This window comes from Pseudonocardia sp. ICBG1142, assembly GCF_020496255.1.
Lineage (GTDB): Bacteria > Actinomycetota > Actinomycetes > Mycobacteriales > Pseudonocardiaceae > Pseudonocardia.
In genome coordinates this window covers 1,027,878-1,038,501 of record NZ_JAHLJC010000030.1, presented here as the reverse complement: position 1 = coordinate 1,038,501, position 10,624 = coordinate 1,027,878, and the positions used below count along the sequence as shown (strand labels likewise).

The window sequence follows — 10,624 nt, the reverse complement described above, 5'->3', positions numbered from 1 at the left end:
CCGCGTCAAGGTCGCCGGGCCGACGGAGGCGACGATGTCGGGGATCGTGGGGAGGAGGTCACCGCGAGGAGTAGGCCGCTCGCGTCGTGCACGCGTCCACACAGCCGACCACGAGAATCGCGGCGTGTCGTCGAGGTCCGGGCACGTCACGAGGCCCCTGCTCTTCGAGGTTTCCTCCTGGACGAACCCGACCCGGGTCGGGTTCGATGACGGTGCGCCCGGCCGCCCGATGACGACCCTCCGGCTCGGGCCACCGAGCCGAGAACCGGAGGCCGCCGAGATGGGCATGGACGCCAGCCTCGTGCACGTCGAGAACCCCGGTACCAGCCCACGACGTCGCCGGCTCACCGTCCTGGACAGCGTGTTCGACGACAACGGCATCGTCAAGGAGTTGTGCGAGCGGGCCACGTCCCCAACGCTCCTACGCACTACCCCGTGGAGCACTCTTCGTCTCACCAGCAACGACATGCCACAGCTGATCCTTGAGCTCGACGCACTCAGGACGACCGCCGACGACTCCGCGACACGAGACGTACTCGACGCAGTACTGGCACTCGCGCATCGTTGCTCAGACCTTCCGGGCTCTGAGCTTCACCTCGAAGGGGACTGATCCGCGGGAGACACGAGCCGGAAGTGCTTCTCGATCTCTCTGAGCCGGTCATAAGGCTCGAAATGGTCCTCTGCTGTGGAACCGAGATGTCGTCGGCCCCATGGCGCACACTGACTCCAGTGGCAGCCGGACTCGTCGTCCTCACCGGGCCAAACGAATCCGCAGCCACTCACTCGAACACCAGGCTCTACTCGATCACGGCGTGCGAGCGTGCTTCCAGACCACCGGCTGTCAGGTGCCCCTGTTCGAGCAGCTCCGCCTCTGGCAGGGTCGGTCACCACATGCCGAATGACGCCCCCGACCCGTTCGATGCACCGGGATCGCTCCAAAGAACCTGGTCCAGCGTCGTCGATCGCGAGGACTACCGCGACGACATCGCACGCGACCTCGACCGAGTCGCGCGGTTCGCATGGGCCGGGGCCTGGGAGGATCTGCTCGCTCTGGCGAAGCAGCCCGACCCGCAACACAACATCGAGCTGGTCAACACCCCACGGTTCGGCACGAGGAGCGGCTACGCCTCGCTGCACCACGCTGCGTGGCACGGAGCCGACCGCGCCGTCGTCGAGCAGCTCCTCGGTCTGGGAGCGTGGCGCACTCTGCGGACCCTGAACGGTCTCCTACCGCGCGATATCGCCCGGGAACGAGGTCACCGTCACCTCGAAGACCTCCTCGCCGTTCCGGACGAGACCCGCTGGGAACGGGCCGACCGGATCGCCACCGAGGGTCTGCTGCACGCAGTCATGCAGTCCCGTCTCACCCGCCACTGCCTGGACGGACAGTTCCGACTCCCCCAGCTCGGGCCACTTCGTGAACTCGACAGCACCGAGTTCCTCTGGTCCAGCATCCCCGGGATGTACGGCGGTTTCCGCCTCAAATGGGACGACGGGGCGATCGTCATGGACAGCGTGAGCCGGATGTACGAGGGCAGCGAGGAGCGTCACCGCGTCACGCCGAACGAGGCGCGAATCGTCAAGAAGGGCTGGGGTGCGCCGACCTTCGTGATCGAACCGCGTTCAACCAGCTGAGCGAACGTGTCACTGCTCTGCGTCTATCCACGAGGCTCGGCCCGAGCGCCCGGACCACGTAATGGTCGGGTTCGTAACGCCGGGCGATGTCGGCCATCCGAATGTGACCGGTAGCCCGTCTGCCTGGCCCGGACCGTCAGACCGGCTGCCATGCGCGACGGTTCACCCTCACGAGGTCACCTGTTCGTGACCACTCGTCGCAGAGAGCTTGCCGCTCGTGGCTACGCAGCAACTTCAGTACATGTAATCGAGCGACATCGGCGCCTCCACTGGGCAGCTTGCGGAAACGGTGTCAACCAGGCGTTTCTACAAGATCGAGATTTGATGGAGGACAGTGTGGAGAACCAGGAGGCTTATTCAGGCTCCGTCAGGTAAGTGTGTAGAAGATGAGTCCGATGACTGCCGAGATTGTCGTTTTAAATGTGACGTAGGGCCGCCGGTAGTCTGTGTGGAGAACTTTCCACGTTTTGATATGGGCGATGACTCGTTCGATGGTGGCGCGTGTGTGGTTGAGGCTCTTGTTGAATGTTTTTTGCCAGTCGAGAAGTTCCCGGCCGGGTGGTTTTTTGAACGGGGTGAGCATGCCGCGCCCGATGTATCCTTTATCGCCGATCGGGGGGTATGTGGCGAGGTGGTCGAGGGCGCCGGATTGGTCGAGGCAATATAGGTCGTGTCGGGAGCCTGGGGTCGGGTCGGAGATCCACGACAGCTGCCCTTCCAGGGTGGCTGCGACCTGGACGACGACGCCGGTGGTGCGATGCTTGCCCGACCACAGACCCGGCACCGCGGCCCATGACCAGCAGGGCAGCAAGGTTCCATCGATGATGTACTGCCGATCGGCACGAAGCTCCTCTGCCGTCGGAACGACACTCCGCAGCGCCTGTGCCAGCAACGGTGTCACCCCCGTGATCGCTCGACTAACCGTCGACTGCGACACCCCATAGGTTTCCGCCAACTCCCACTGCACACGATTCCCGCGCAGATACGCCAACGTGATCACCACCGACCAGAACAACCCCAGAACCGGCGGCCAAGACAAACGTGCCTCCGTCGCGTCCCGCTGATCCTGCTCATACACTATAGCGACAAGATCCTGAATCTCATCACGCCGGAAACCAGTGGCATAGTACATACTGCGACAACCCGTTCATCTCGGATTGATTCGGCAAACCAATATTCGCGATGGACGGGCTGTCGCCCAACCCGACACGCCGGGCTAGATCGTTATTTCACGGGGCCTGAATAAGCCTCCAGGTACAGAACCTCGACGAGATGGAGAGCGCGGGCGGATCCTCGCGCGACCAGCCGAGCTACCACCTCGTCCTGAATGGACCGGGCCTGACCCTGGACCGTGACGTGACCGAGGCGCAGGCATGGGAAGTCATGGCCGTCATCTTCGGGCAGAACGTGTCGGCGCCGATCAACAACGGGCATGGCCCGAACGGCGCTGGTCCCACGGCTCCGAGCAAGGAGACCGGCGCCCAGGCCGCCGCCCCGCAGAGGAAGCCCCGCACCTCGGTCGGCGAGTACCTGCGGGCGACCAAGGCCACGAAGAACACCGAGAAGATCGCGGCCTTCGCGGCCTACTTCCAGGAGCACGAGGACAAGGAGCTGTTCACTCGCGAAGAAGTGAGTCAGCAGTTTCAGGCGGCGCGGGAGAAGAAGCCGGGAAACTTTCACCGGGACTTCAACGCGGCGATCCGCAATCAGTGGATCGCGGTGGACTCCGACGGGAGCAACTTCTACCTGACCAACACGGGCTACGACGCCGTCCACAACGGGTTCAAGGGCGATTCCGAGCAGGAGCGATAGGGAGTGCCTGTATCCGCCACCGCAGCACTCGGCCAGTTACCGACCGAACTGCGCGGCGAGTTGATCACTGAATTCGAGAAGGTCACTCGGAACTTCCGGGAGCGGCGCTGGGAGGCCACCACGCTGGACAGCGGCCGCTTGTGCGAGATCGTCTACACAATCCTGGCCGGCCATCTCGATGGCGACAACTTCCCGGCAACCGCATCGAAGCCCGCGCAGTTCGATACTGCCTGCAAGGACCTGGAGAAGAAGCCGAAGACGGCTGGCTCGGACTCGGCCCGCGTGGTGCTTCCCCGCATGCTCGTCCCGCTGTACGCCCTCCGGAACAAACGAGGCGTCGGCCACGTCGGCGGGGACGTAGACGCGAACTTCATGGACGCCACCGTCGCGGTCCACATGTCGCAGTGGATCATGGCCGAGTTGGTTCGGATTTTCCACGCCATCTCGGTGGAAGAGGCCACGAAGGTTGTCGAGTCGCTCGTGGATCGGACCGTGCCGATCCTCTGGCAGGTTGGCGACGTCGTCCGCGTCCTCGACACCGGTCTTGGCCTCGAGGACAGCACGTTGCTGCTCCTCTACTCAGACGTCGTCGGCGTCCACGAGAAGAAGCTCACCGCCAGCCTGGAGCAGGACAAGCTGTTCAACTACCGCCGGGTCCTGTCCCGGCTTCACGGCCGCAGGTTGATCGAGTACGACAGGGACTCAGGCATGTCGATGATCTCGCCGACCGGCATTACGGACGTCGAGGAACGGTTACTGAAGCCGTAGTCACCACGGCCAGCTGCGCCCCCTCTGCCCCTCCCATGGTGGCGGCCACGGCGGAAGTAGACGCGGAGCCTGCGCCAGAAGTTGATCATGATAGGAACGCTCCGTGGCCGAGCACTACAGCGTGTAGCCGAGCGGTCGCCATGTGCCCCCGCCAGCGGAGGGAGAGGCGTGCCGCCAGTGAAGGGGACCTAAGGGAAATGGATCTTCCCCGCTACATGAAGAAGCCCCCGGAAGCGTCGCTACCAGGGGCTTCTCGGAGCCGCCTTGGGGAGTCGAACCCCAGACCTACGCATTACGAGGCCCTGGCGTCACCGTTCAGGCCCGTTCGACTCATGGTTGAACGCCTGGTCAACACGACTCACGAACACCTACGGACCGCACTGATCGGGCATGAACTGGTCCCCTGATTGGTCCCCGGCTGCCGTTAGCCGGGAGGTGGCTACGCGGACCGGATGGCGTGACTCAGCTCCGCCATGTCATCCACGATGACGTGAGCACCGGCGCGCCTGAACGCCTCGCGCTTGCCCGGCTTGTTGGCCAGAGCGATGCACCCCACCCCCCCAGCGAGGCACGCCTCAACGTCGGTCACGGAGTCACCGATCAGGACAGCTCGGACGGGTGAGCCGCCTACCAGCTCAACGGCACGGGCGAGCGGCCAGGGATTCGGCTTCATGAGATCGGGCCGTCGGAAGTGACGACCAACTACCGCACTGACAATTTCCGATAACTCGTTCACGGCGAGAAATTGACGAACGGCATCTGCCGAGTTGTTCGAAACAATCCCTATGGAGAACCCCGCTTTACGTGCTTCGCGCATTGAGTCGACGCCAGTCGCATTAGTGCGCGCCGACTCGATCGCGAACACCTCGTTTTCAATCAACGCGTCCTCAACGATGTCCGCCAACTCTCGCTCAACGACACGGCGACATTCATGCATGACTACCAGGGGATCGTCGGTATCAAAACACCGACCCGCGATAGACTCAAGGCGACGCGCGATCGACGGCGCACTCAAGCCAGAAAAAACGTCACACAATGGCCCGTCGAAGTCAAATAGCAGACAATCGGCGGCGTTAAGTATCGCGCCCACATTGCTCGCGGCGCTCATGCGGATTCGCAGCTCCGGGCCACCGACGACCAAACGCTTTCAAACCAGATTTGAGCCTGCTCGACATACTGTGACTCAATCGATTCTGGATCATCCGACTTAGCGAAGTGGAAGAGCGTTGCATCCTTGCCCATCGGGTCATAGATTTCTGTCGGGTTACCCTTCACGGCCACGGCGTGCTGAACGACCGGATAGAATCCGAAGAAGGCTTCTGTAGAGTTCAGAATAAAGAGCTTGAAAAGTGGCGCCATGTGAACCGTTCGAACTTCGGCCGAGCCGGACTTTATGAGTCCGAGTGCCGCTAGTTCGGACACGGTGTCAGCGATCGATTGCGTCGACCTCTGAACGATCCGATCCATGCGTGCGCGCACTCCCGGCGAGTCCTCGCCATCTGGCGCCAGCGATGGCAATCCGATCGGCAATGAGAGGTCCGGCACCAGGATTCGAATCGTGACGGTCTCGGCGCCGAGCGTCCCACTACGGAGTTTGTCCAATGGCTCTTGGATCACCCCGAATAGCGTCTCAGCGGAGAACCCGGCGAAGTCAATCACCACATCACCGCTCACGAATATTTGTTCGACGTGTGGTCGCAGACCGACTGATCGCTCCGTGCGTTGGCGCACGAACACGCCCTTACCCTGACGGCCGACGATGAGGCCCTCCGCCTTGAGGAGGTCCGTTGCCTTCTGGATGGTCGCGCGGGCTACGCCGAAGTGCTGCATCAGCTCCGGCGTGGAGGGGAGCTGCTCCCCCGGCTCCAGGATCCGCGTGACGATCTGGGCTCTCAAGATGGCCGCCACCTGCTGAAACTCCGGTCGCGGATCGTCTGGATTGAGGCTGTCCATGGAGGCATCATACCCAGCCTTGCTAGGCCAGTTGGGTGAAGCCCCAGCTACCTAGCCTTGCTGTGTTGACCGTACTAGGCATGCTGTCCTAGCTTGATCTGTGTCGCCGGGAAACCGGTCGACGCAACTCAACTCAGCGAGGAAGCCGGATGCCCCCGGCTTATTTCGCCATGCCCTGAGGAGCCCAGTGAAGAACGCAACAGACCCGGCCGCGCTCGCTGAGTGCGTCGGGCAGCTCAACGAAGAGGGAGCGCGCGCGGTGCGCCGGTACTGGCACCGCGTGGTCCGGGAGGTGGCGGCCGAGCCTGTGGTTCGGCCCGTGGCCTACCCGGTGCCGTTCGCGGCCGACATCCGTCGGGAGCGTCGCGAGGCGCGCCGGGCCATCGCTCGGATCGTGGCGGCTGGCCGTCGGCCGGTGCTGCTGCCGGGCTGTGGCCCTGCCACCACCGACGTCCGGCTCATCGACGAGGCCGCGTAATGGGCGGGTACAGCACTGTCCCCCGACCGGCGCCGCGCTCGACGGTGAGGCTCTGGGACGGCCGCCAGTGGCCGTGCGCGGGCCGCTACGCCGGTGCCCCGGTGTTTACCTACGGCTGGGCGCCCACTGGCCTGGCCACGGTGCGGCAGCTTGCCGCGCTGGGCCTGCGACCGGCCGGGCAGGACGTCGCCGGATGGCTCGTGTGGGGTCCGGGCAACCGGCCGCGCTGGGCCTACCTCTACCGCGTTGATCTGGCCGTGCCGAAGCGGCCGATGACTCCGGCTCGGTGGGCCTCCGTGGCCCGGTGCAACGCCGCTCAGCAGGTCTGCCCGACGTGCGGGCTCGACGCCGGCTACCGCATCCCGCGCTCGCTCGGGGAGTGCTGGGACTGCCACGCCGCCGCTGCTGCGGCCCGCACGTCGCTGGCGGGTGCGGCATGACCGGGCAGGGGCTGCTCATCGCCTTCGGAGTGCTCGCCCTGCTCGGCGTCGCCTCGCTGTTCACCTCCGGCGGCGGTTCCCGCACCAGCGGCGCCGACCGGTCGGTCCGTCGAGTCGAGCGCATGGGCGGCTCCGCGATGCGCACCCTGATCTCCACCTCTGTCGTGGTCGGCATCCAGTGGGCCGTCCTCGCCCACAGCACCGACCCAAGGGTCTGGGCCGTCGTGTTGGGCGTCCCGGCGCTGTTCGCCGGGGCCACCGTCGCGCGGCTGCTCGCCATCACCGACGTCATGCACACCACCAACCGAGGGGGCCACCGATGACCAGCGCCTACCCGCTACCCGTCGACGAGCTGACCGACCGAGTGCGCGAGCACGCCATCCGCATCCAGGCGTGGCCGTCGCTGCGTCAGGTCATGGCCGAACACCGCGTCGGCCGACCGAAGGCAACCGCCGCCATCGACGCCCTTCGCGCCTGCGGGTTCAACCCCACTGAGGCCACGAGCCCGACCACCGACAGCGCGGTCACGGCACTGCACCTCGTACCAGCGACCGCTGCCGCGTCCGACAACGACGATGCGGCGACCACCGCCGAGTCGATCGACGAGCGCACCGACGAGGCGGTGTTCTCGCCGGTCACGTCGGTCACGGACGCACCCACCACCGCACCGGCAAAGCGCTCACGGATCGGGACGTGGCCGGTGGTGTTGATCGCGCTCGGCGCGTTCGTGTCCATCTGGGGTGGCTGGGTCGGGCTCGGTGAGCTGACCGGCTTCGGGCCCATCCGGCTGCTGCCGGGGATCGCCGACCAGGTGGTGGTGAACTCCGCGATCACGCTGCCGATCGCCGTGGAGGCCTACGCCGCGTTCGCACTGCGCGCCTGGCTCGCCCCGGCCGGAGCGGTGAGCGATGCCGCCCGCCGGTTCGCTCGCTGGTCGACCGTAGCCGCGCTCGCGCTCGGAGCGGCCGGGCAGATCGCCTACCACCTCATGGTCGCTGCCGGGATGGACCGCGCGCCCTGGCAGATCACCGCGTTCGTGTCCTGCCTGCCCGTGGTCGTGCTCGGCTGCGGCGCGGCCCTGTCCCACCTCATCCGCGACACCGACACCACCAACGACAGCACCGACGGAGAGGCCGTCTGATGACCGTCACCGCTCTGGCCGCACCCGGCCCCGACGACCCGCACGACCCGACCACCGAAGGGTCCACGATGGACACGCCGATCGTGATGCGCAAGTCCGGCGACGACGACCAGGAGCCCGCTCGTACCGACCTCGACGAGGTTGCCGAGGACGAGAACGGGCAGCCACTGGTGCCGGTTGACTCGCCCACCGACGTCGTCGGGGCCCGCGTCACTGAGGGCTCCCACGCTGAGGGGCTGCTGCCGTGGCAGCGCCGCGAGATCGCCCGTCACTCGATCATCGCGCCGTGGCTGACGCGCACCGTCGACGTCCGTGCTGCTGCTCGGTGGGCGCTGGGCTGGGCCTGGCACGTGACCGGCTTCCACGCCATCCGCGCACCGCTGTACGGGGCCAAGCTGCTGCGCTGGTCTCTGCGCGGGGCGTGGGTGGCGCTGCGGGCGGGGGCGCGGTGGGTCAACGACTCCGAGGCCGCGACCCTGCGCACCGCCGCCGGGGCGGGCAAGGAGTACGACACCTACCTCAAGCTCACCGCCGACCGCGCCCAGCGGGTGGCGACCCGCCGCCGGGCCGCGTTCGTCGCGACCATGCTCACCGGCGCCACGGTCGTGGCCGCGCTGATGTGGCTGCCCGCCCTCTATCTGTGGACCGCCGCGCTGGTGCTGGCGCTCGTGCTCGGGAAGGTCGGTACCCCGGTAGACCGGCCGATCACCGGCGCGTCGGTGGTTCGCACCCGTGTGGAGCGCCTGACCTCGGAGGTCGTGATCCGCTCACTCGCCGCGCTGGGGATCTCCGGGATCAACCAGGCCATGAGCAAGGGCGGTCAGGGCATCACCTTCCCGGCCCCGATCACCCGTGACGGCCCCGGCTGGCGCGCGGATGTCGACCTCCCACACGGGGTGACGGCGGTGGACGTCATCGAGCGCCGTGACCGGCTCGCCTCCGGCCTCCGGCGGCCGATGGGGTGCGTGTGGCCCGAGCCCAACCAAGCCGAGCACGCCGGGCGGCTGGTGCTGTGGGTTGGGGACAACGACCTGGCCACCTCCAAGCCCGTCGCGTGGCCGCTAGCCAAGCGGGGCACGGTCGACCTGCACCGACCCGTCCCGTTCGGAGTCGACCAGCGCGGACGCTCCGTCGACATCCTGATGATGTTCGAGTCGGTGCTGATCGGGTCCAAGCCCCGCATGGGCAAGACGTTCGCCATGCGCGTGCTGATCCTGGCCGCTGCACTCGACGCGGGTGCCCAGCTCCGCGTGTTCGAACTCAAGGGCACCGGCGACCTGTCCATGGTCGAGCACTGCTGCCACCGCTACGGCTCCGGCGCCGACCCGGCCACCCTCGAAGCCTGCATGGACACCCTGCGGGAGGTCTACGCCGAGCTGGACACCCGCGCGGCGACCATCCGCCGCCTGCCTCGTGAGCGGTGCCCGGAGAACAAGGTCACCCCGCAGCTCTCGGCGCGCCGTGAACTCAAGCTGCACACGCAGGTCATCGGCATCGACGAGCGCCAGGAGCTGTTCAGCCACCCCGACCACAAGGACGAGGCGGCCCGCCTGGCAGAGGCCATCATCAAGCGCGGCCCCGCGCTGGGCATCATCCTCATCTTGGCCACGCAGCGCCCGGACGCCAAGTCCATGCCGACCGGCGTCTCGGCGAACATCGGCATCCGGTTCTGCCTGCGCGTGATGGGGCAGGTCGAGAACGATATGGTGCTCGGCACCTCGTCCTACCAGCAGGGCCTGCGGGCGACGATGTTCACCGCCAAGGACAAGGGCATCGGCTACCTCGTCGGCGCCGGGGACGACGCCCAGATTGTCCGCACCGCCTACATCGACGGCCCGGCCGCCGAGGCCATCGGCGCCCGCGCCCGCGCGCTACGGGAGGCCGCCGGGACCATCACCGGCCACGCCGCCGGTGAGGTCGACGAGACGACCGAAACCACGGCACGGCGGTCGATCCTGGCCGACATGGCGGCCGTGTTCGGCCCCGACGAGGACCGGCTGTGGTCCGAGGTCATCGCCACCCGCCTCACGGCCCAGTGGCCCGACATCTACGCCAAGGCCACCCCGGCCACGCTCGCGGCCGGGCTCAAGCCCTACGGCCTCAAGCCCGGCCAGGTATGGGGCACCGACCCGGAAACCGGCGACGGCGCGAACCGGCGCGGCTACCTGCGGGAGGCCATCGTCACCACGTGGCTCGCCACCCGCACCGACCGCACCGTCGAACCAGACGCCCCGGAAGGTCACGCAGCGTAGTCGGAGCCGGTCAGATCGGAGATGGGCGCTGGCGATCTTGCCTAGCGGCACCGCCCGCTAGACCTAGCGGCCCCCGCTAGCGCCCCATCTCCGATCTGACCAGCCCGCTAGCTCCTAGCACCACCACAGCAAACCCCCTGCATAT

At 66.7% G+C, this 10,624-nt stretch carries 12 protein-coding genes; 9 read left to right on the top strand and 3 right to left on the bottom strand.

All coding sequences use genetic code 11. The features are described from left to right. The first annotated feature begins 34 nt into the window (after window positions 1-34). Both KPL59_RS19115 and KPL59_RS19110 read left to right on the top strand, forming a co-directional pair. A complete protein-coding gene (locus KPL59_RS19115; RefSeq protein WP_226352764.1) occupies window positions 35-610 on the top strand; it encodes a hypothetical protein in 576 nt (191 codons plus the stop codon). 119 nt (window positions 611-729) lie between these two features. Next, window positions 730-1,635, top strand: a complete 906-nt coding sequence (locus KPL59_RS19110; protein WP_226361574.1) for a hypothetical protein — start codon at window positions 730-732, stop codon at window positions 1,633-1,635. Window positions 1,636-2,002: 367 nt separating this feature from the next. On the opposite strand, the gene KPL59_RS19105 is transcribed toward KPL59_RS19110, so the two are convergent. After that, window positions 2,003-2,767 carry a transposase gene (locus KPL59_RS19105; RefSeq protein WP_226361573.1) on the bottom strand — a complete coding sequence of 255 codons (765 nt, stop codon included), beginning with the start codon at window positions 2,765-2,767 and terminating at the stop codon, window positions 2,003-2,005. Window positions 2,768-2,907: 140 nt separating this feature from the next. Here KPL59_RS19105 and KPL59_RS19100 point away from each other — a divergent pair, with 140 nt between their 5' ends. Both KPL59_RS19100 and KPL59_RS19095 read left to right on the top strand, forming a co-directional pair. Next, window positions 2,908-3,447 (top strand): hypothetical protein, encoded by a 540-nt coding sequence (locus KPL59_RS19100; protein WP_226361572.1) that lies wholly within the window; start codon window positions 2,908-2,910, stop codon window positions 3,445-3,447. 3 nt (window positions 3,448-3,450) lie between these two features. After that, a complete protein-coding gene (locus KPL59_RS19095; protein WP_226361571.1) occupies window positions 3,451-4,215 on the top strand; it encodes a hypothetical protein in 765 nt (254 codons plus the stop codon). A 439-nt stretch (window positions 4,216-4,654) separates the two neighbouring features. Here the strand turns inward: KPL59_RS19095 and KPL59_RS19090 are convergent, their stop codons facing one another. Together KPL59_RS19090 and KPL59_RS19085 are read right to left on the bottom strand one after the other, a co-directional pair. Next, window positions 4,655-5,323, bottom strand: a complete 669-nt coding sequence (locus KPL59_RS19090) for an HAD family hydrolase (protein WP_226361570.1) — start codon at window positions 5,321-5,323, stop codon at window positions 4,655-4,657. Then, window positions 5,320-6,168: a GntR family transcriptional regulator gene (locus KPL59_RS19085; RefSeq protein ID WP_226361569.1), complete on the bottom strand. Its 849-nt coding sequence runs from the start codon at window positions 6,166-6,168 to the stop codon at window positions 5,320-5,322. The genes KPL59_RS19090 and KPL59_RS19085 overlap by 4 nt, the downstream gene beginning before the upstream one ends. 187 nt (window positions 6,169-6,355) lie before the next feature. Here KPL59_RS19085 and KPL59_RS19080 point away from each other — a divergent pair, with 187 nt between their 5' ends. Genes KPL59_RS19080 through KPL59_RS19060 form a run of 5 tightly spaced genes read left to right on the top strand, consistent with a single transcriptional unit; the run spans window position 6,356 to window position 10,479 of the window. Next, window positions 6,356-6,646, top strand: a complete 291-nt coding sequence (locus tag KPL59_RS19080; protein WP_226361568.1) for a hypothetical protein — start codon at window positions 6,356-6,358, stop codon at window positions 6,644-6,646. 44 nt (window positions 6,647-6,690) lie between these two features. Continuing rightward, entirely contained in the window at window positions 6,691-7,086 is a 396-nt protein-coding gene (locus tag KPL59_RS19075) for an RRQRL motif-containing zinc-binding protein (protein WP_226361567.1), read from the top strand. Then, entirely contained in the window at window positions 7,083-7,409 is a 327-nt protein-coding gene (locus KPL59_RS19070) for a hypothetical protein (RefSeq protein ID WP_226361566.1), read from the top strand. Before KPL59_RS19075 ends, KPL59_RS19070 begins: the two co-directional genes overlap by 4 nt. Further along, the gene (locus KPL59_RS19065; RefSeq protein WP_226361565.1) at window positions 7,406-8,227 is read left to right on the top strand and encodes an ABC transporter permease; all 822 of its coding nucleotides are present in this window, start codon (window positions 7,406-7,408) and stop codon (window positions 8,225-8,227) included. The genes KPL59_RS19070 and KPL59_RS19065 overlap by 4 nt, the downstream gene beginning before the upstream one ends. Continuing rightward, complete coding sequence (locus KPL59_RS19060; RefSeq protein WP_226361564.1) at window positions 8,227-10,479, top strand: FtsK/SpoIIIE domain-containing protein; 2,253 nt, start codon at window positions 8,227-8,229, stop codon at window positions 10,477-10,479. The genes KPL59_RS19065 and KPL59_RS19060 overlap by 1 nt, the downstream gene beginning before the upstream one ends. The last annotated feature ends 145 nt before the right edge of the window (window positions 10,480-10,624 follow it).

What these genes read in the sequence shown, in the direction of transcription:
- KPL59_RS19105 (WP_226361573.1), bottom strand. Translation starts at nt 2,767, where the DNA reads ATGTACTATGCCACTGGTTTCCGGCGTGATGAGATTCAGGATCTTGTC.
- KPL59_RS19085 (WP_226361569.1), bottom strand. Translation starts at nt 6,168, where the DNA reads ATGGACAGCCTCAATCCAGACGATCCGCGACCGGAGTTTCAGCAGGTG.
- KPL59_RS19060 (WP_226361564.1), top strand. Translation starts at nt 8,227, where the DNA reads ATGACCGTCACCGCTCTGGCCGCACCCGGCCCCGACGACCCGCACGAC.
- KPL59_RS19100 (WP_226361572.1), top strand. Translation starts at nt 2,908, where the DNA reads ATGGAGAGCGCGGGCGGATCCTCGCGCGACCAGCCGAGCTACCACCTC.
- KPL59_RS19070 (WP_226361566.1), top strand. Translation starts at nt 7,083, where the DNA reads ATGACCGGGCAGGGGCTGCTCATCGCCTTCGGAGTGCTCGCCCTGCTC.
- KPL59_RS19115 (WP_226352764.1), top strand. Translation starts at nt 35, where the DNA reads ATGTCGGGGATCGTGGGGAGGAGGTCACCGCGAGGAGTAGGCCGCTCG.
- KPL59_RS19065 (WP_226361565.1), top strand. Translation starts at nt 7,406, where the DNA reads ATGACCAGCGCCTACCCGCTACCCGTCGACGAGCTGACCGACCGAGTG.
- KPL59_RS19090 (WP_226361570.1), bottom strand. Translation starts at nt 5,323, where the DNA reads ATGAGCGCCGCGAGCAATGTGGGCGCGATACTTAACGCCGCCGATTGT.